Source organism: Streptomyces sp. PsTaAH-124, from assembly GCF_000373685.1.
Lineage (GTDB): Bacteria > Actinomycetota > Actinomycetes > Streptomycetales > Streptomycetaceae > Streptomyces > Streptomyces andamanensis.
This window is the reverse complement of sequence record NZ_KB892202.1, coordinates 287,052-306,411: the sequence shown is the minus strand read 5'-3', so window position 1 is coordinate 306,411 and position 19,360 is coordinate 287,052. Positions and strand designations below refer to the sequence as shown.

Below are 19,360 nucleotides of genomic sequence, written 5' to 3'. Positions count from 1 at the left end.
CCCCCAGACCCAGGCCCCGACGCCCGAAAGGACGCCCCGATGACGACGGGCAGTTCGAACCCGAGCAGACCGACCGCCGACGGCGGCGGCATCAGCACCTTCAAGGGCCCGGAACGCGCCCTGCGCGCCGACCGGCTCGGCACGGGCGGCCTGCTGCTGTCCGTGCTGGCCGCGACCGCCCCGCTGATGGTGGTCGCCGGGGTCATGCCCACCACCTTCGCGGTCATGGGCATCGTCGGGCAGCCGCTGCTCTTCGTGATCCTCGGCGTGGTGCTGGTCCTCTTCAGCCTCGGGTACGCCGAGATGAGCCGTCATGTGCACAACGCGGGCGCCTTCTACGCCTACATCTCCCGCGGTCTGGGCGGCACCGCCGGGGCGGGCGCGGCGCTCGTCGCGCTCGTCGCCTACAACGCCCTCCAGGCCGGCATCTACGGCATCTTCGGCTTCGAGGTGTCCAACCTGTTCGCCAGCTACGCCGACCTCACCGTCGCCTGGTGGATCCCGGCGCTCGCGGCCGTCGCCCTGGTCGGCGCGCTCGGCTGGCTGAAGATCGATGTCAACGCGCGCGTGCTCGGCGTGCTGCTGGTGATCGAGGTCGTGCTGGTCGTCGTCTTCGACGTGGCCGCCGTGGGCGACCCGGGCCCGGCCGGTCTGTCCCTGCACGCGTTCGACCCGGACACCCTGTCGGGCGCGGGCATCGGCACCGCGCTGTGCTTCTGCATCGCCGCCTTCCTCGGCTTCGAGCAGGCCCCCGTCTACGCCGAGGAGACCAGCCGCCCGCACATCCTGGTGCCCCGCGTGATGTTCCTCGCGGTCGCCGGGGTCGCCGTCTTCTTCGCGCTCAGCAGCTGGGCGCTGACCGTCGCCACCGGCCCCTCGGCGATCGTCGGCACCGCCCGCGAGGAGAGCGCCGGACTGCTGTTCTCGCTCACCGAGTCCCGGCTCGGCAACACCTTCACCGACGTCCTGCACGTCCTGTTCGTGACGGGCATGTTCGCGGCGATGCTCAGCTTCCACAACGTCGTCGCCCGCTACGCCTTCGCCATGGGCCGCGAGGGGCTGCTGCCCCCGGTCTTCGGCCGCACCTCCAGCGCCAGCGGGGCCCCGGCCACCGGCTCCCTGTCGCAGACGGTCTTCTCGCTGCTGATCGTGGTCGCCTTCGCGGTCACCGACGACAAGCCGGCCGGCGACCCGACCGCACCCGTCCTGCACCTGTTCACCTGGGGCGGCAACATCGGCGCGCTCGGCGTGATCCTCCTGATGGCGGCCGCCTCGCTGTCGGTGATCGTCTTCTTCGTGCGGCGCGGCGCCGCACGCACCCAGGGCTGGCGGCTGGTCACCTCCGCCCTGGCCGGGCTCGCCCTGCTGGTGATCGCCCTCTACACGGTGAAGGACTTCGACGTCCTGGTCGGCACGGGCCCCGGCTCGGCCCTGAGCCGGATCCTGCCCGGCATCATCGGCCTCGCCGCGGTCGTCGGCCTGGTCCAGGGCGCCGTGCTGCGCGCCCGCAGACCCGAGGCCCACGCCCGCATCGGCCTGGGCAACGAGGCGTTCCAGCTGGAGAAGGCGGCGGAGTCGGCACCGTGACGCCCTGCGGGGCGGATGCGGGAGGCGGTGGCGCCTCGTACGCGTCTCGGCGCGCACGAGGCGCGGCTCGTACGCGCTTCGGCTCGTACGAGGTCCGGGGCCACCGCCGCCGGACCCGGCGCTAGACGATCAGCGACAGCAGCAGGACCAGCGCACCGGCCACCACGGAGATGATCGTCTCCATCAGCGACCAGGTCTTGACCGTCTGCCCGACGCTCAGCCCGAAGTACTCCTTCACCAGCCAGAACCCGGCGTCGTTGACATGGCTGAAGAACAGCGAGCCGGCCCCGATCGCCAGCACCAGCAGCGCCGTGTGCGCGGTCGACATGTCGGCCGCCAGCGGTGCGACCAGACCGGCGGCCGAGACGGTCGCCACGGTCGCCGAGCCGGTCGCCAGCCGGATGGCCACCGCGATCAGCCAGGCCAGCAGCAGCGCCGGGATCGACCAGTCCTTGGAGATGTCCAGGATCATCTGGCCCACACCGCAGTCGATCAGCGTCTGCTTGAAGCCGCCGCCGGCGCCGACGATGAGCAGGATGCCCGCGATGGGCATCAGGCCCTTCTCCACGGTGGAGTTGATCCGCTCCCTGGTGAAGCCGGCCGGGCGGCCCAGCGTGAACATACCGACGATCACCGCGGCCAGCAGCGCGATCAGCGGGGAGCCGACGACGTCGAAGACCCGCTGGGTCATGTTCGTACCGTCGTCGACGACGATGTCCACCAGGGCCTTGGCCAGCATCAGCACGACCGGGAGCAGCACCGTGGCGAGCGTGGCGCCGAAGCCCGGCCGGTGCTCCAGCTTCTCCGAGGCGCGCTCCGGGAGCATGCGGTCGGGCGCGGGCACGTCCACCCAGCGGGCCGCCACCTTGGAGAACAGCGGACCGGCGATGATCACGGTCGGCACGGCGACGACGATGCCCAGCGCCAGTGTCACGCCCAGGTTGGCCTTGACCGCGTCGATCGCGACCAGCGGACCGGGGTGCGGCGGGATCAGACCGTGCATCACGGACAGACCGGCCAGGGCCGGGACGCCGATCCGCATCAGCGAGTAGTTGCCGCGCTTGGCCACCATCAGCACCACCGGGATCAGCAGCACGATGCCGACCTCGAAGAACAGCGGCAGCCCGATCACCGAGGCGATCAGCACCATGGCCCACGGCATCGCCCGGCCCTTGGCCCGCGCCAGGATCGTGTCCACCACCTGGTCGGCGCCGCCCGAGTCGGCGAGCAGCTTGCCGAGCACCGCGCCCAGCGCGATCAGCACGCCGACACCGGCGACGGTCGAACCGAGTCCGCTGGTGAAGCTGGTGATCGCCTTGTCCAGCGGCGCGCCGGCGACCGCGCCGAGCACCAGCGAGCCGATGGTCAGCGACAGGAAGGCGTGCAGCTTGAACCGGGTGATGAGCAGGACGATGACGGCGATGCCCGCCAGGACGGCGATGCCCAGCTGGGCGTGTCCGGCCGAGGTGATCGCCGGGGGCGCGTCCGCTGCCAGCATCTCGACGCTGAGTCTGGTCACGGGGTGTTCCCTTGGAGGTGAAGAGGGACGGGGACGGTGGGGGTCGAAGGGGGCGCGGCCGGCGGCCGCAGGGGAGAGGGAGGGTCAGCGCGCGGCCGGACCGCCGGGCGCGATGGCGTCCGGCGCGGTGCCGTCGAGGCCGTCCAGGGCGGCCGCGGCGCGCGCGGCGATCTGCTCGGGCGAACCGGAGACGTCCACCGCGACACCGCGCTCGTCCGCCTCCAGCGGCTGGAGCGTGGCGAACTGCGAGTCCAGCAGCGCGGTCGGCATGAAGTGCCCCTGGCGCTGCGCCATCCGGTCCTCGATGAGCTCGCGGTCACCGGTCAGATGCACGAAGACGACCCCGGGGGCCGCCGCCCTGAGCCGGTCGCGGTAGGCCCGCTTCAGGGCCGAACTGCTCACCACCCCGCCGAGCCCGGCCCGCCCGTGCGCCCAGGCGCCGATGGCGTCGAGCCAGGGGCGGCGGTCCTCGTCACCGAGCGGGATCCCGGCCGCCATCTTGTCGATGTTGGCCTGCGGGTGGAAGTCGTCGCCCTCGGCGTACGGGACGCCGAGCCGGCCCGCGAGCAGGGGACCGATGGTGGTCTTGCCCGTACCGGCGACGCCCATCACCACGACGACGTGGGGGGTGCGCATCACTGCCTCGCTGTCTTCCTCGACCTGGGACGCCGACATCCGGCGTCCGCCACACTGAAACCCATTAGGTACGACGAATTCAAGGGTCTGTGACATATAAGTCTGACTTTTCGATTCCGTGACCCACCCCGTACGCTGAGTGCATGAGCACATCGGGCCGGGGTCTGCACGGCCGCGTACTGGACACCCTCGGCCCCGCGATCACCGCGGGTGAGTACCCCCCGGGCAGCGTCCTGCGCACCGACGAGCTGGCACAGCGTTTCGACGTCTCACGCTCCGTGATGCGCGAGGCGGTCCGCGTCCTGGAGTCCATGCACCTGGTCGCCTCCCGCCGCCGCGTCGGCGTGACCGTACGCCCGCAGCACGAGTGGAACGTCTACGATCCCCAGGTCATCCGCTGGCGGCTGGCCGGCGCCGACCGGCCGCGCCAACTGCGCTCCCTGACCGTGCTGCGCTCGGCGGTCGAACCGGTCGCGGCCGGACTCGCCGCCCGGCACGCCAGTGCCGAGCAGTGCGCCGAACTCACCGAGTGCGCCCTCGGGATGGTCGCCAACTCACGCGGCCACCGGCTGGAGCAGTACCTGTTCCACGACATGGCCTTTCACCGCGTGATCCTCACCGCCTCGGGCAACGAGATGTTCGCGCGCCTGGGCGACGTCGTCGCCGAAGTCCTCACCGGCCGCACCCACCACGAGGTCATGTTCGAGGACCCCGACCCCGCCGCCGTCACCCTGCACGTCCAGGTCGCCGAGGCCGTCCGCGCCCGCGACGCCGAACGCGCCGAGCGGCTGACCCGCGAGATCACGGTCGGCGCCCTCCAGGAACTGGACGTCCTGGCGCCGTAGCCGCGCCACGGCCCCGGCACGGCTACGCCAGGAAGTCACCGTCCACGTACACCCACGCGCCGTCCACCCGCTCGAAGCGGCTGCGCTCGTGCAGCGAACCGCCCCGGTAGGACGCCCGGAACGTCACCGTCCCGGTGGCGTGGAAGGCGGAGCCGTCCGCCGTGTCCAGGATCTCCAGGCCCGTCCAGCGCATCCCCGGATCCAGCTCCAGAAGCTCCGGCCTGGTCCGCGGGTGCCAGGTCCGCAGCAGATACCCCGCGTCCCGCCGCACGAAGGCGCTGTACCGCGACCGCATCAGCGCCTCGGCGCTCGGAGCGGCGGCCGCGCCGGAGTGGAAACGGCCGCAGCACTTCTCGTACGGCCCGGTCAGCCCGCACGGGCAGGAACGCGTGGTCATGGCGCCCATTCTGCCCGCCCCAGCGCGCGCCGGAGGACGGCCCCCGCTGGACCGCGCGGCCCGCATCCGCACGAGGCACAGTGGACAGTGGAAGGGGCGCGAAGCGGAGCAGGAAGCGGAGCAGAAGGGGCAAGAGGAGCCGGAGAAGGCCCGGCGAGCGGAGCCGGGGCGAGCGGAGCTGAGGAGGGACCGACGATGACGCGACCCGTCGACACCAGCCGGCCTGCGTCCGTCAAGGAATGGCGGCTGAACCTGTACCTGTCCGAACACGACCCGGACACCACCGCCCGGATCGTCCTGGACACCGGCGACAACGTCCTGGAGAGCTGCGCGGAGGCCCGCCGCAGCCCCTACGACCCCGGTGTGCCCGAGATAGGCGACGAACTCGCCGCCGGCCGGGCCCTGATCGCGCTGGGCCGTGCACTGATGCGCGCCGCCTCGGGCGACATCGAGGCGGTGGGGGCGCCCGAGGCGACGTCGTCCGCCCCGCTGTGGACCTCCGGGGAGTGAGGGAGCCCGACCGTGCTCTTCACGGACCGTGCGGCGGCGGGCAGGCGGCTCGGCGACCGGCTGGCCGCTCTCGCCGGGCGGCCGGACGTCGCCGTGCTCGGCCTGCCGCGCGGCGGCGTCCCGGTCGCCGCCGCGGTGGCCAGGGCGCTCGGCGCCCCGCTGGACCTCTGCCTGGTACGGAAATTGGGCGTGCCCGCACAGCCCGAACTGGCCATGGGCGCGCTCGGCGAGGACGGCGTGCGGGTCGTGGACGACACGGTGGTGCGCGAGGCGGGCGTACCACCGGCGGCGCTGGAGCGCGTGGCGGAGCGCGAACAGCGCGAACTGCTCCGCCGGGCCGCACGCTACCGCGGCGAGCGGCCCGCGCTCCCCGTCGCCGGGCGGACCGTCGTGCTGGTCGACGACGGGGTGGCCACCGGTTCGACCGCGCGGGCGGCCTGCCGGACGGTACGGGCCCGGGGCGCCGCGCGCACCGTGCTCGCGGTGCCGGTCGCCCCGCCGGACTGGACCCGGCGCCTGGCGGGCGAGGCCGACGAACTGGTCGCGCTGGAGACCCCGCCCGGCTTCTTCGCCGTCGGCCAGTTCTACGCCGACTTCGCCCAGCTCGACGACGCGGACGTCATCGCCTGCCTATACGAGGCGGCTTCCGGCGACCGGACGGAGCGGCCCGGGGAGCCGGGGGAGACCGCCGAGGAGACCGAGGCCGAGGCCGGGGTGGAAGTGGGGGCAGAGGCGGAGGTGGTGGAGGTCGAGGCGGGCCCGGTCCGGCTGGCCGGTCACCTGACGATCCCCGCCGCCCCGATCGGCCTCGTCGTCTTCGCGCACGGCAGCGGCAGCGGCCGGCACAGCCCGCGCAACCGGTACGTCGCCGCCGGGCTGCACCGTGCCGGGCTCGGCACGCTGCTGTTCGACCTGCTCACGGAGGAGGAGGCGGGCGAACGCGACAACGTCTTCGACACCGCACTGCTGGCCGCCCGCCTCACCGCCGCCACGGCCTGGCTGCGCCGCCGCCCGGACACCCGGAACCTCCCCCTCGGCTGCTTCGGCGCCAGCACCGGGGCCGCCGCCGCGCTACGGGCCGCCGCGGACCCGGCGGCGGGCCTCGCCGCGGTCGTCTCCCGCGGCGGCCGCCCCGACCTCGCAGGCCCCGCCCTGCCCGCCGTGACCGCCCCCACCCTGCTGATCGTCGGCGGCGCCGACCCCCAGGTCCTTGACCTCAACCGCCAGGCCCAGACCCACCTGACCTGCGAGAACCGCCTCGCCGTCGTCCCCGGCGCCACCCACCTCTTCGAGGAACCCGGCACCCTGGAGCAGGCCACGGACCTGGCCCGCACCTGGTTCACGACCCACCTGACACCGCCCACCGCACCCGAAAACGCGAAAGACCCCAGATGAACTGGGGTCTCTGCCGGTGTTGCTGGTGTCCGAGGGGGGACTTGAACCCCCACGCCCGATAAAGGGCACTAGCACCTCAAGCTAGCGCGTCTGCCATTCCGCCACCCGGACAAGGTGTCTGCCGTGCGGGGTTTCCCCCGCGGCGACGACGTAAACATTACCAGGCTTTCCGGTGTGCCCGATCACCCCCGGTCCGCGCCCGGCCCGGGGCGTGAACGCGCTGTGACGGGCCGGGGGCGCCCTTGGGTCCCGGGCGTCGGGAGAGGGAGGATGAGTGGACCACGGGCACACGAGATGGGCCACCAGCACACCAGCGGGAGGAAGCAGCGTGAGCGAGACGGACACGGCCAGGGGCGTCACCGGCGAGGACGAGGTCGTGGACCTCTGCCGTGAGCTGATCCAGATCGACACCAGCAACTACGGCGACCACTCGGGCCCCGGCGAGCGCAAGGCCGCCGAGTACGTCGCCGAGAAGCTCGCCGAGGTGGGCCTCGAACCGAAGATCTTCGAGTCCCACCCCGGCCGCGCCTCGACCGTGGCGCGCATCGCGGGCGAGGACCCGTCCCGGCCCGCGCTGCTCATCCACGGCCACACCGACGTCGTACCGGCCAACGCCGACGACTGGACGCACCACCCCTTCTCCGGGGAGGTCGCGGACGGCTGCGTGTGGGGCCGGGGCGCGGTGGACATGAAGGACATGGACGCGATGACGCTGGCGGTCGTGCGCGACCGGCTGCGCAGCGGGCGCCGGCCGCCCCGGGACATCGTGCTCGCCTTCCTCGCCGACGAGGAGGCGGGCGGCACGTACGGCGCCCGGTACCTGGTCGACCGCCACCCGGACCTCTTCGAGGGCGTCACGGAGGCGATCAGCGAGGTCGGCGGCTTCTCCTTCACGGTCAGCGAGCAGCGGCGGCTCTATCTGATCCAGACGGCCGAGAAGGGCATGCACTGGATGAAGCTGACCGTGGCCGGCACCGCGGGCCACGGGTCGATGATCCACCGGGACAACGCGATCACCGAACTGTCCGACGCCGTCGCCCGGCTCGGCCGGCACGAGTTCCCGGTGCGGGTCACCAAGACCACCCGGGCCTTCCTCGACGAACTCGGCGACGCCCTCGGCACCGAGCTGGACCCGGAGAACATGGAGGGGACCCTCGCCAAGCTGGGCGGCATCGCCAAGCTCATCGGCGCGACCCTGAGCAACACCGCCAACCCGACCCAGCTGGGCGCCGGTTACAAGGTCAACGTCATTCCGGGCGAGGCGACCGCGCATGTCGACGGGCGCTTCCTGCCGGGCTTCGAGGAGGAGTTCCTGGCCGACCTGGACCGGATCCTCGGCCCCCGGGTCAAGCGTGAGGACGTGCACGCCGACAAGGCCGTGGAGACCACGTTCGACGGGCCGCTGGTGGCGGCGATGCAGTCCGCGCTGGTGGCCGAGGACCCGGCCGCGAAGGCCATCCCGTACATGCTCTCCGGCGGTACGGACGCCAAGTCCTTCGACGACCTGGGGATCCGGGGCTTCGGCTTCGCCCCGCTGAAGCTGCCGCCGGAGCTGGACTTCGCGGGCATGTTCCACGGGGTCGACGAGCGGGTGCCGGTGGACGGTCTGCGGTTCGGCGTGCGCGTGCTGGACCGGTTCATCGACGCCTCCTGACCCTGGTCAGCGCCCGCTTGACCCCGGTAATCGACCGCCTGTGCGGGCATGACTGAGAAGAGTGAATCCGACCATAAGCTCGTAGCTCCATTACTCCCTCCTCGTTACAGGTAATGCGATCAGCAACACGGGATCGCTTTTGCCAACTAGGAGGAATAATGATCAAGAAGGTCGTCGCTGCCGCGGTTGCCACCGGTGGGCTGGTCCTCGCGGGCGCGGGCCTGGCCGCCGCCGACTCCGGAGCCCAGGGTGCCGCCGTGCAGTCCCCGGGCGTCGTCTCCGGCAACGTCATCCAGGTGCCCGTGCACGTGCCGGTGAACGTCTGTGGCAACACGATCTCGGTGATCGGGCTGCTGAACCCCGCCTTCGGCAACACCTGCGTCAACAAGTGACGTTGTGCCCCGCCCCGTGAGGGTCTGAAGTCATCGACTCCGTGGGGGGTCTGAACCCGCCGGCCCCGGCGCGCGCGCCATGCGCTCCGGGGCCGGCCGGTTTTTTCGCGCGGTCGCCGGGTGTGCTCATCCGCCCGAGCGCGAGCGCGCGTTCCGGAAGGTTCGAGAAGGTCGAGAGCAGGGATTCAGCAACATGCGACAGGTCACCCGCAAGGGCCTGATGACCGTGGCCGCGGCCACCGGTGTGCTCGCCGCGGCGAGCGGTGCCGCGTACGCCGACGCGGGCGCCACCGGCACCGCGGCCGGCTCGCCGGGCGTGCTGTCCGGCAACACGGTGCAGGTGCCGGTGCACGTGCCCGTGAACATCTGCGGCAACACCGTGAACGTCGTCGGGCTGCTCAACCCGGCGATGGGCAACAAGTGCGCCAATGGCGGCGAGGGCAGCGGCGGGCACGGAGAGCACGGCCACGGGGGGACGGGGCACGGCGGCAGCGGTCATGGCGGCAGCGGTCACGGGGGCAGTGGTCACGGCGGGAGCGGTCACGGCGGCTCCGGCGGCGGTGCGCAGGCCGGCGGTCACACCGGGGGTTCACCGGGCGTGGGCTCCGGGAACCAGGTCCAGGTGCCGATCGACGTCCCCGTGAACGTCTGCGGCAACAGCGTCGACGTCATCGGCGTGGGCAACGCGGCCTTCGGCGACACCTGCGCCAACCCGGGCGGCCCCGGCGGTCACCCCACGCCCCCGGGCCACGGCAACCCGCCCGGCCACCCGGGCACGCCCGGCCACCCCGGCACCCCGGGGCACCCCGGCACGCCCGGTCATCCGGGCCACCCCGGTCACCCGGGTACTCCGGGCCACCCGGGTACTCCGGGGCACCCGGGCACGCCCACCACTCCGCCCACCACGGGCGGCCGGACGCCCGGCGGAGCGGTGCACATCAACCAGCCCGCCCCGCAGACCGTGACCCCGCCCCGGGCGAGCGGCCAACTCGCACACACCGGCAGTGAGCTGCCCCTGGGCCTCGCCCTGCCGGCCGGTGCCGGAGCGCTGCTGGCGGGCGCGGTGCTGTACCGCAGGGCGCGCGCCTCGGCCTGATCCGCACCGGCGCACACCTGAGCGGGCCCCGCGTCGGCGGGGCCCGCGAGGTCCGGACGGAGGCGGGATCAGGACGGCTTCGGCCGGGTCACCAGGTGGCGCGCACCTGGCGGATGATCCGCCGCCGCAGCCGCACCCGGCGGCTGCCGTCGCGCAGCAGGCTCAGGCGGTACAACTCCCAGTGTCCGTACTCGGCATGGTCGGTCAGCAGACGTGCCGTCTCGTTGCGGGACACCCCACGCGGGACGAACACGTCGACAAATTCGTATTCCGGCATCGCATCTATTGTGCGGGCTGGGGCCCGGTACGGATAGCGTCTGCACTATGTCTGATGCTGCGCAGCCCACCGCTGCCGAGGTACGCGCCGCCGCCGAGGCGGTCAAGACCGCGCTCGACCGTCACCTGGCGGCGGTCGAACGCAGGTCGGGGGACGACGACCCGGCCGTCTACGAGGCGTTCAACCAGCTGGCCGCCGCCGCGGAGGCGTACGACGAGCTGCTCTACGACCGCTACGACGAGGTCACGCCCTTCGAGATCCCCGGTGACGACTCGCTGCCGCCGTACGCGGGCCCCGAGGAGCCGAACGCGATCAGCGTGCTGATCCGCCGCGACTACGCCGTGGCCGACCCGCAGCGGTTGCTGGCCCAGGCCGAGCGGGTGGAGGCCGCGGACGCCGAGGGCGCCGCGGGCATCGGCACGGGCCCGTCCGACACGGTGCACGGGGCCCTCGGGGTGCTCTTCGGCGAGTTCGAACCCGACGAGATCGCCTCCCGGCACAAGGAGTTCGGCCTGGAGGAGGGCGACTCCACCCTCTGGGTCACGGCCTCGGACGAACCCGCCGACCCGGGCGACTGGCTGGAGGCGCCCTTCGAACAGGTCGATCCGGAACTGGTCGTCTGCCGCTTCGACGTCAGCGCGGTCTTCGACGACGAGACGGACGAGGACGAGCGGGACGAGGACGAGACCGACGCCGACGACGACCTTGACGAGGTCGACGACGACGAGGATCTGGAGCCGCTGGACGCGCGGGAGCACTGAGCGGACGCGGCGGGCCTCGGTGGCGGGGAGGGGTGTCGGAAGGTCCGGGGAGGGGTCTCCCGGACCAGCGCCGCGCCCCGCCCCGCCCTGCCGCACCGCGCCGCGTCCCGTCCTGTGCCACCCCGTCCCGTCCCGGGCGGCGCTCCCCGGGCCGGGACGCGACGTACGGCGTCAGCCCTGGCCCGCCACCGTCTGGCCCGCCTCCTCCCCGCCGGTCTGCGGTACCAGCAGGACAGACAGCCGGGTCGTACGCGGCCGGGCCCCGACCTCGGCCACGGCCCTGGGCAGCGCCTGCTCCACGCCGTGCACCACGGACAGATGGCGGCTCGCCCGGCCGAAAGCGGTGTAGACCCACGGCCGGCTGAGCGCCTGCGCCGCGTCGCCCGGCAGCACCACGACCGCCGCGGGCCACCGGCCGCCCACGGCCTGGTGCGCGGTCAGCGCCCATCCGTGCCGCACCCGGCCGTCCACCTGGTCCTTCGGGACGACCACGGACTCGCCCGAGCAGGACAGGTGCAGGCCCTCGGCGTCGGCGCGCACCACCTGGCCGGGCAGCGCGCGGCCGGGGGCGGGGGAGTAGACGACACGGTCGTCCGGGTCGAAACCGCCGAAGCGGCCGGGGCCCGGATTGAGCCGTTCCTTGAGGGCGGCGTTGAGCGCACGGGTGCCCGCCGCGCCGCCGTGGCCCACGGTGATCACCACGGTCTGCGCGGTGGGGACGCCGATCGCCCGCGGCACCGAGTCCGCGACAAGCTGCACCGTGCGGTGCACGGCCTCGCCCGCGTCCCGCACCGGGACGATGACGACCTCCTTGCCCGGCGCCTCCACCTGGGTCAGCTCGCCGACGCCGATACCGGAGACCAGCTCGCCCAGCGGACCCGGATCCGGTGTCCGCGAGGCGATGTGCGGACAGATCCCCGCCGCCAGCAGATCCGCGAAGACCCGCCCGGGACCCGCGGACCACAGCACACCGGGATCCCCGGCCAGCACCAGCCGGGCGCCGTCCGGCAGGGACTCCACGACCAGGGCGGCCGTCTCGACGTCCAGCTGGGGTGTGTCGAGCACGACGAGGAGGTCCAGGTCGAAGGCGCCGTCGGTGTCCCGGCCCGGCCCCTCGGCACCGGACAGCAGCCCGGCGACCGTGGCCACGGCGGACCCGCCCGCCCCGGAACCCGCCGTGTCGTCCGCACCGGACCGCTCGGCCCCGCCGGAACCGCCGGGCCCCTCGGAGGAATCGCCGAGCAGCTCCGCGAAGGCGTCCCGGCCCAGCGGGCTGTGCGCGGCGGCCCAGGCGCGCAGCCCCAGACCGCGGGCCTCCCGGAGCAGCCGTGCCGTCTCGGCCCGGGACGCCTCCCCGCCGGTGTGCAGCACCAGGGCGTGCCCGGCGACCGCGCGGATCAGCTCGGCGGCGGACCCCCGGGCCGCACCGGCGGCCCGCTCCCACTCCTCGCCCGGACCGCCCTGCTTCGGCACGGAGTTGACCAGCCGGGCCAGGCCGTCCGCGAGGCTCTCCTCGGCGAGCGCGTACCGCTCCAGGCCGACGAGGATCCGTACCGGACGGCCTTCGCCCTCCCCGCCCTCGCCGCCGTCCTCCTCACCGGGGGTGGCCGGGGCGGGCGCCGGGGCGGCGGGCGCTCCCGGCTCGTCCAGGGCGTCCTGGAAGACCAGGGCCTCGCCCTCCGCGAGCGCGGACTGTAGTGCCTCGTCCGGGTCGGGGACGCTCCGCTGGGCCAGTGCGGAGGCGAGGGCCGGTGCCTCCAGCGCGGTGTGCCCGGCGAGCGCCGCCTGCTCCAGGAGCCAGACCGTGAACGCCCTCCCGCGCCGCTCGTCGGCGGGCCCGCACTCGGCGCCCAGCAGCGCCCGCGCGAAGCCGTCGGCCTGCTCGGGGCGGACCCCGGGGACACGCAGCAACTGCCAGGGGTCGGTGCGCAGCAGGTCCGCCGCGCTCTCGCCGAGGGCCGCCGCGACCGGGGCGGCGAGCGCCTGCGGTGCCCCGCCCTCGGCCAGCACCCGGCCCACGGCCTCGACGGTCTCACCGGCCGGGGCCGCGGGCGCGGTGGCCGCAGGTGGCGGGACGGGCGCCGGGCGCGTCCGCTCGGCGGCGGGCCTGCGCCGCGCGGACTCCGCCTCGGGTTCGGCGAACACGGCGGCCGCGGGCTTCGCGCCGCTCTCCACGGCCCGTACCGCGGCGAGCAGATCGGCGGCCGGGCCGCTGAGCTTCGTCCCGGCCTCGATCGGTCCTCGCGTCTCCTTCTCGGCCTTCCGGCGTTCGATGCGCTCCCGCTCGATCCGCTGGGCCGCCAGCTCGGCCGCCGCCTCGGACAACTGGGCGCCGCCGTCCGCGCCGCCCGCGGACCCGGCCTCGGAGCCCTCCTCGGCAGCGGTGTCCGTGCCGCCGTCCCCGGACTCATCGGTCTCTCCGGCCGCACTGCCACCCTCGTCGCCGTCGCCGTCGTCGCTCCGGTCGGGGTCCGCAGGGCCGGCGGGCTCGGCGGGTTCGGCGTCGGTGTCCGGCGTCCCCGGCCCGGTGTTCTCCGTGGTCTCCGGCTCCGTGCTCACAGCGTGCTCCAGTCGTGATCGGGATAGCGGTGCACGGGTGCCGACACATCGTCGAGCGCCCGGCAGATCTCGTCAGGAAGACTAAGGCTCTCCACTGACAACGCGGCCGTGAGCTGCTGCGCCGTGCGCGCGCCGACGATCGGGGCGCTCACCCCCGGCCGGTCGCGGACCCAGGCCAGGGCGACCTGGAGTGGGGTCACCGCCAGCCCGTCGGCGGCCGTCGTCACCGCGTCGGTGATCCGGCGCGCGGTGTCGTCGAGATACGGCTCGACGAACGGCGCCAACTGCTCCGAGGCGCCCCGCGAGTCCGGCGGCAGCCCGTCGCGGTACTTGCCGGTCAGCACGCCCCGGCCCAGCGGTGAGGAGGGCAGTATCCCGATGCCCAGGTCGAGCGCGGCGGGCAGCACCTCGCGCTCGACGCCCCGCTGGAGCAGGGAGTACTCCATCTGCGTGCTCGCCAGCCGGGTCCGGGTGCCCGGCGCGGCGAGCTGCCAGGTCGCTGCCTTGGCCAACTGCCAGCCGCAGAAGTTGGAGACCCCGGCGTACCGCACCCGCCCGCTGCTCACGGCCAGATCGAGTGCCTGGAGGGTCTCCTCCAAGGGGGTGGACGGGTCGTAGGCGTGCACGTGCCACACGTCGATGTGGTCCGTGCCCAGCCGGGCGAGCGAGTCGTCAAGGGCCGCCAGCAGATGGCCGCGGGAGCCGTCGAAGCGCCGGTCGGGGTCGGGGACGCTGCCCGCCTTGGTCGAGACGACCAGGTCGTGGCGGGGCACCAGGCCGTCCATGAGCCGTCCCAGCAGGTACTCGGCCTCGCCGTCGCCGTAGACGTCCGCCGTGTCGACGAGGGTGCCGCCCGCCTCCCAGAACGCCTTCAGCATGTCCGCTGCGTCGTGCTCGTCGGTGTCCCGGCCCCAGGTGAGGGTGCCGAGGCCGATGCGGGACACGCGCAGGCCCGTACGGCCGAGATGCCTCTGCTCCATGAACGCCGAGATTACTGGCCACGGATGCCCCGTGGGTGACCTGTGGACAACCGGATCCGCCCCGGTGGCGACCTGTGGACGACCGGTCGCGTCCCCGGCGCGGGCCCCGGACGAGGCCGCCGTCACACCGTCCGCGGCCTGCCGGATCCACCGGCCTCGCGCTAGGGTCGTGCGCACACGCACGTTACTCATCGGTAAGGGGATTGGGCATGCGGCTCGGGATCAACCTCGGCTACTGGGGTGCCGGCATGGACGCGGACAACCTGGCCGTGGCCCAGGAGGCGGACCGCCTCGGCTACGACGTGTGCTGGGCGGCCGAGGCCTACGGCTCCGACGCGGCCACCGTCCTCACCTGGGTCGCGGCGCAGACCGAACGCATCGACGTCGGCTCGGCCATCTTCCAGATCCCCGCCCGGCAGCCCGCGATGACGGCGATGACCGCCGCCACGCTGGACTCGCTGTCCGGCGGCCGGTTCCGGCTCGGCCTCGGCGTCTCGGGACCGCAGGTCTCCGAGGGCTGGTACGGCGTCAAGTTCGACAAGCCGCTCGCCCGCACCCGCGAGTACGTCGAGATCGTCCGCAAGGCCATGACCCGCGAGCGGCTGACCCACGACGGCGAGCACTGGACGCTGCCGCTGCCCGGCGGCCCCGGCAAGCCGATCAAGCTGACCGTGCACCCGCAGCGCGAGCACATCCCGCTCTACATCGCCGCCATCGGCCCGAAGAACCTGGAGCAGACCGGCGAGATCGCCGACGGCGCGCTGCTCATCTTCCCCTCCGCCGACCACCTGGAGGAGACGGCGATCCGCCCGCTGCGGGCCGGACGGGAGAAGGCCGGGCTGACGATGGACGGCTTCGACGTCTGCCCGACCGTGCCCCTCGCGCTCGGCGACGACAAGGACGTGTCCGCGCTCGCCGACACCTTCCGCCCGTACACGGCGCTGTACGTCGGCGGCATGGGCAGCCGCAAGCAGAACTTCTACAACCAGCTCGCCGGACGCATGGGCTACGAGAAGGAAGCCGCCGAGATCCAGGACAAGTACCTGTCCGGCGACAAGCAGGGCGCCGCGGCCGCCGTGCCGGAGCGGCTGATCGACCAGACCACGCTGCTCGGCTCCGTCGACCGGATCGCGGACCGGATGAAGGCGTACGCGGCGGCCGGTGTCACCACCCTCACCCTCGCCCCGGCGGGCTTCACCCGCGACGAGCGCCTGGCCTCGCTGCGCGCCGGCACGGCGGCCCTGGAGCGCGCCGGACTGGCGTGACACCGGCGTGACACCGGACCGTGCGAAGACGCGGACCATGCGAAGAGGGCGGGTGCGACGGACGCGCACCCGCCCTCCCGGGACGTCTCACGGCCGCGGTGAGGGCTCGGGGGTCCTCCCCGCCACGGCCGTCACCGAGAACAACGCGCCGGAGCCCGCGGGGTTACGGCCCGCGCGCCGGGCGTACGCCGCGCCCCGTGCCGTCCTCACAGCCAGTCCCGCCGCTTGAACTGCCGGTACAGCAGCACCTCCAGGACGGCCATCAGCCCGATCACCGCCGGGTACGACCAGATCCAGTGCAGTTCGGGCATGTGGTCGAAGTTCATGCCGTAGATGCCGGCGATCATCGTCGGGATCGCGGCCATGGCCGCCCACGCGGAGATCTTCCGCATGTCGTCGTTCTGCTGGACGCTGGTCTGCGCCAGATGGGCCGAGAGGATGTCCGAGACGAGCCGGTCCAGGCCCTCCACGGACTCGTTCACCCGGGTCAGGTGGTCGCTGACGTCCCGGAAGAAGGGGTGCGCCGAGTCGTCCACGAACGGGACGGTCGCGGTGAACGCGCCCACCCCGGTCCCGCCCAGGCGCGCCATGGGCACCGCGAGCGGGCCCGTCGCGCGCCGGAACTCGGTGATCTGCCGCTTGAAGTTGTAGATGCGGGAGGCGGTGTGCCGCGAGCCGCCCCGGTCGGGGGAGAAGACCTCCGCCTCCAGCTCCTCCAGGTCGGTCTGCAACTCGGTCGCCACGTCCAGATAGTGGTCGACGGTCGCGTCGGCGATCGCGTACAGCACGGCGGTCGGACCCTTGCCGAGCATCTCCGGCTCCTGTTCGAGCCGGTGCCGTACGACGGCCAGTCCGTCGCTCTCACCGTGACGCACGGTGACGACAAACGAGTCGCCCAGGAAGATCATGATCTCGCCGGCCGACACCTCGTCGCTCTGCGGCTCGTACCCCACGGGCTTGAGGACCGCGAACAGCGAGTCGTCGTAGACCTCCAGCTTGGGCCGCTGGTGCGCCTTCAGGGCGTCCTCGACCGCCAGCGGATGCAGGCTGAACTCCTCGGTGACCAGGTCGAACTCCTGCTCGGTCGGCTCATGCAGTCCCACCCACACGAACCCCCCGGCCGCCCGCGCCTCGGCCAGGGCGTCGGAGAAGTCCTCCGGGCCCTCCGTGCGGTGCCCGCCACGGTAGATGCCACAGTCGACGATCACTGAGCGTGTTCCCCTTTCGTCCGGCCGACGCCGGAGCCGCGTATACCCCTACCCTGGCCGCATGCCCACGCTGATCCTCGTCAGGCACGGACGTTCCACCGCCAACACCGCGGGACTGCTCGCCGGCTGGACGCCCGGCGTCGCCCTCGACGAACGCGGTGCCGCACAGGCCGCCGCGCTGCCCGGCCGGCTCGCCGCGCTGCCGCTCGCCGAGGTGGTCACCAGCCCGTTGCAGCGCTGCCAGGAGACCGTACAGCCCCTCCTGGACGCACGGCCCGGCCTGGGCGCGCACACCGACGAGCGGATCGGGGAGTGCCACTACGGCGACTGGTCCGGCCGCAAGCTCGCCGAACTCAAGGACGAGCCGCTGATGGAGGTCGTCCAGGCGCACCCCTCCGCCGCCGCCTTCCCCGGCGGCGAGTCCCTGCGCGCCATGCAGACCCGCGCCGCCGAGGCGGTGCGCGAGTGGAACGCGCGCGTGGAACGCGACCACGGCCCCGACGCCGTCTATCTGATGTGCTCCCACGGCGACATCATCAAGTCCCTGGTCGCCGAGGCGCTCGGCCTCCACCTCGACCTCTTCCAGCGGATCTCCGTCGAGCCCTGCTCGGTCACCGCGATCCGCTACACCAGGCTGCGGCCCTTCCTGGTGCGCCTCGGCGACACCGGCGACCTCGCCTCCCTCGCCCCGCGCGAGGAGAGCGCCGGCGGCGACGCACCGGTCGGGGGCGGCGCGGGCGCACCGTGATCGTCGCCCGCAGTAGGGTGAAGCGGTCGCCGTAGCCCCACCCCCTCCGTCGTTTACCGTCGTTTTCCCCGTTTCTCCCGATCCCCATGGAGACAGGACGTGTCCCGTCAGGTGTTCCTCTACGACCCCCCGGACCGTTTCGTGGCCGGCACGGTCGGGCTGCCCGGACGCCGTACGTTCTTCCTCCAGGCCACCGCAGGCTCCCGGGTGACCAGCGTGGCCCTGGAGAAGACCCAGGTCGCGGCGCTCGCCGAACGCATGGACGAACTGCTCGACGAGGTGGTGCGCCGCAGCGGCGGCAACGCCGCCGTGCCCGCGATGGCCCCCACCGAGATCGCCGACACCGGCCCGCTGGACACCCCCGTCGAGGAGGAGTTCCGGGTCGGCACCATGGCACTCGCCTGGGACGGCGAGGAAGAGCGCATGGTCGTCGAGGCCCAGGCCCTCGTCGAACTCGACGCCGAGTCCGAGGAGGACCTCGCCGAGGCCGAGGAACGGCTGCTCCAGGACGAGGAGAACGGCCCCCCGATGCTGCGGGTCCGGCTCACCGGCATCCAGGCGAGGGCGTTCGCCAAGCGTGCACTCGACGTCGTCAACGCCGGGCGGCCGCCGTGCCCGCTGTGCAGCCTCCCGCTCGACCCGGAAGGACACGTATGTCCGCGCCAGAACGGATACCGCCGCGGGGCGTGACGCCGCACGCGGCGTCCGCCGAACTGCTCGCCCGCGGCGAGCTGACCGTGCGCGGCCGCATCCGTGAGGCCTCCAACGCGGCGCTGCTGTGCACCGTCGCGTACGACGGCCGGGAGGCGTCCTGCGTCTACAAGCCGGTCGCCGGGGAGCGCCCGCTGTGGGACTTCCCCGACGGCACCCTGGCAGGCCGCGAGGTGGCCGCCTACGAGGTCTCCGAGGCGACCGGCTGGCACCTGGTGCCGCCGACCGTGCTGCGCGAGGGCCCCTACGGCGAGGGCATGGTCCAGCTGTGGATCGAGGCCCAGGAGGAGGGCCCCGGCACCGAACTGCTCGCCCTGCTGGACGCCGAGGAACCGGGCCCCGGCTGGAAGGCGATCGGCTTCGCCGAGGTCGGCGAGGACCGCACCGCGCTCCTGGTGCACGCCGACGACGAGCGGCTGCGGCGGCTGTCCGTGCTGGACGCGGTGATCAACAACGCCGACCGCAAGGGCGGCCATCTGCTGCCCGCCCCGGACGGCCGCCTCTACGGGATCGACCACGGCGTCACCTTCCACACCGAGAACAAGCTGCGCACCCTCCTGTGGGGCTGGGCCGGCGAGCCCCTGCCGCAGGAGGCCCTGGGCGTCCTCAAGGGCCTCAGGGACGCCCTGGGCGACGGCGGCGCCCTCGCCACCCGGCTGGCCGCCCTCATCGCCCCGGCGGAGATCGGGGCCGCACGCGCGCGCGTGGACACCCTCCTCGCCTCCGGTGTCCATCCCGAGCCGACGGGGGAGTGGCCGGCGATCCCCTGGCCGCCGGTGTAGCGGCGGTGCGGCAGCACACCCGACGTGATCGCGCAAGA

General features: G+C 73.5%; 19 protein-coding genes and 1 tRNA gene. 12 read left to right on the top strand and 8 right to left on the bottom strand.

Translation table 11 applies throughout. The annotated features are described in order from the left end of the window. Positions 1-39: 39 nt before the first annotated feature. Entirely contained in the window at positions 40-1,587 is a 1,548-nt protein-coding gene (locus tag B086_RS0131315; protein ID WP_018570385.1) for an APC family permease, read from the top strand. A gap of 121 nt (positions 1,588-1,708) precedes the next feature. On the opposite strand, the gene B086_RS0131310 is transcribed toward B086_RS0131315, so the two are convergent. Beyond that, positions 1,709-3,106 carry a GntP family permease gene (locus tag B086_RS0131310; RefSeq protein ID WP_018570384.1) on the bottom strand — a complete coding sequence of 466 codons (1,398 nt, stop codon included), beginning with the start codon at positions 3,104-3,106 and terminating at the stop codon, positions 1,709-1,711. An 84-nt stretch (positions 3,107-3,190) separates the two neighbouring features. Continuing rightward, a complete protein-coding gene (locus B086_RS0131305; protein WP_037874255.1) occupies positions 3,191-3,742 on the bottom strand; it encodes a gluconokinase in 552 nt (183 codons plus the stop codon). A gap of 143 nt (positions 3,743-3,885) precedes the next feature. Between B086_RS0131305 and B086_RS0131300 the strand changes: the two genes are divergently transcribed. After that, a complete protein-coding gene (locus B086_RS0131300; RefSeq protein WP_018570382.1) occupies positions 3,886-4,587 on the top strand; it encodes a FadR/GntR family transcriptional regulator in 702 nt (233 codons plus the stop codon). A gap of 22 nt (positions 4,588-4,609) precedes the next feature. Here B086_RS0131300 and B086_RS0131295 read toward each other — a convergent pair whose 3' ends face one another. Continuing rightward, entirely contained in the window at positions 4,610-4,984 is a 375-nt protein-coding gene (locus B086_RS0131295; RefSeq protein ID WP_018570381.1) for a YchJ family protein, read from the bottom strand. 195 nt (positions 4,985-5,179) lie between these two features. Between B086_RS0131295 and B086_RS0131290 the strand changes: the two genes are divergently transcribed. Together B086_RS0131290 and B086_RS0131285 are read left to right on the top strand one after the other, a co-directional pair. Beyond that, complete coding sequence (locus tag B086_RS0131290) at positions 5,180-5,494, top strand: dsRBD fold-containing protein (RefSeq protein WP_018570380.1); 315 nt, start codon at positions 5,180-5,182, stop codon at positions 5,492-5,494. Between the two features lie 12 nt (positions 5,495-5,506). Then, positions 5,507-6,889, top strand: a complete 1,383-nt coding sequence (locus B086_RS0131285; RefSeq protein WP_018570379.1) for a phosphoribosyltransferase family protein — start codon at positions 5,507-5,509, stop codon at positions 6,887-6,889. Positions 6,890-6,912: 23 nt separating this feature from the next. On the opposite strand, the gene B086_RS0131280 is transcribed toward B086_RS0131285, so the two are convergent. Continuing rightward, positions 6,913-7,000: transfer RNA gene (locus tag B086_RS0131280), tRNA-Leu, on the bottom strand. Positions 7,001-7,217: 217 nt separating this feature from the next. On the opposite strand from B086_RS0131280, the gene B086_RS0131275 reads away from it, so the two are divergent. The 3 genes from B086_RS0131275 (at position 7,218) to B086_RS46145 (ending at position 10,031) form a co-directional block, all read left to right on the top strand. Beyond that, complete coding sequence (locus B086_RS0131275; RefSeq protein ID WP_018570378.1) at positions 7,218-8,543, top strand: M20/M25/M40 family metallo-hydrolase; 1,326 nt, start codon at positions 7,218-7,220, stop codon at positions 8,541-8,543. Positions 8,544-8,701: 158 nt separating this feature from the next. Continuing rightward, entirely contained in the window at positions 8,702-8,935 is a 234-nt protein-coding gene (chpH, locus tag B086_RS0131270) for a chaplin ChpH (RefSeq protein ID WP_018570377.1), read from the top strand. A 193-nt stretch (positions 8,936-9,128) separates the two neighbouring features. Next, on the top strand, positions 9,129-10,031 hold the full coding sequence (locus B086_RS46145; protein ID WP_018570376.1) for a chaplin: 903 nt from the start codon (positions 9,129-9,131) through the stop codon (positions 10,029-10,031). Between the two features lie 88 nt (positions 10,032-10,119). Here the strand turns inward: B086_RS46145 and B086_RS0131260 are convergent, their stop codons facing one another. Continuing rightward, positions 10,120-10,308 carry a DUF5703 family protein gene (locus tag B086_RS0131260; RefSeq protein ID WP_026252957.1) on the bottom strand — a complete coding sequence of 63 codons (189 nt, stop codon included), beginning with the start codon at positions 10,306-10,308 and terminating at the stop codon, positions 10,120-10,122. 47 nt (positions 10,309-10,355) lie between these two features. Between B086_RS0131260 and B086_RS0131255 the strand changes: the two genes are divergently transcribed. After that, positions 10,356-11,069, top strand: coding sequence for a hypothetical protein (locus B086_RS0131255; protein ID WP_018570374.1), 714 nt, complete (start codon positions 10,356-10,358; stop codon positions 11,067-11,069). Between the two features lie 171 nt (positions 11,070-11,240). Here the strand turns inward: B086_RS0131255 and B086_RS0131250 are convergent, their stop codons facing one another. Beyond that, on the bottom strand, positions 11,241-13,628 hold the full coding sequence (locus B086_RS0131250; protein WP_018570373.1) for a helix-hairpin-helix domain-containing protein: 2,388 nt from the start codon (positions 13,626-13,628) through the stop codon (positions 11,241-11,243). After that, entirely contained in the window at positions 13,625-14,608 is a 984-nt protein-coding gene (locus B086_RS0131245) for an aldo/keto reductase (protein WP_026252956.1), read from the bottom strand. Before B086_RS0131245 ends, B086_RS0131250 begins: the two co-directional genes overlap by 4 nt. A gap of 209 nt (positions 14,609-14,817) precedes the next feature. Between B086_RS0131245 and B086_RS0131240 the strand changes: the two genes are divergently transcribed. Further along, positions 14,818-15,873 carry an LLM class F420-dependent oxidoreductase gene (locus B086_RS0131240; protein ID WP_018570371.1) on the top strand — a complete coding sequence of 352 codons (1,056 nt, stop codon included), beginning with the start codon at positions 14,818-14,820 and terminating at the stop codon, positions 15,871-15,873. Between the two features lie 206 nt (positions 15,874-16,079). Here the strand turns inward: B086_RS0131240 and B086_RS0131235 are convergent, their stop codons facing one another. Continuing rightward, entirely contained in the window at positions 16,080-17,081 is a 1,002-nt protein-coding gene (locus B086_RS0131235; protein ID WP_018570370.1) for a magnesium and cobalt transport protein CorA, read from the bottom strand. Between the two features lie 61 nt (positions 17,082-17,142). On the opposite strand from B086_RS0131235, the gene B086_RS0131230 reads away from it, so the two are divergent. The 3 genes from B086_RS0131230 (at position 17,143) to B086_RS0131220 (ending at position 19,322) form a co-directional block, all read left to right on the top strand. After that, positions 17,143-17,829 carry a histidine phosphatase family protein gene (locus tag B086_RS0131230; protein WP_018570369.1) on the top strand — a complete coding sequence of 229 codons (687 nt, stop codon included), beginning with the start codon at positions 17,143-17,145 and terminating at the stop codon, positions 17,827-17,829. 99 nt (positions 17,830-17,928) lie between these two features. Then, positions 17,929-18,519 carry a DUF3090 domain-containing protein gene (locus B086_RS0131225; protein WP_018570368.1) on the top strand — a complete coding sequence of 197 codons (591 nt, stop codon included), beginning with the start codon at positions 17,929-17,931 and terminating at the stop codon, positions 18,517-18,519. Further along, entirely contained in the window at positions 18,483-19,322 is an 840-nt protein-coding gene (locus B086_RS0131220) for an SCO1664 family protein (protein WP_078510145.1), read from the top strand. Before B086_RS0131225 ends, B086_RS0131220 begins: the two co-directional genes overlap by 37 nt. Positions 19,323-19,360: the final 38 nt, after the last annotated feature.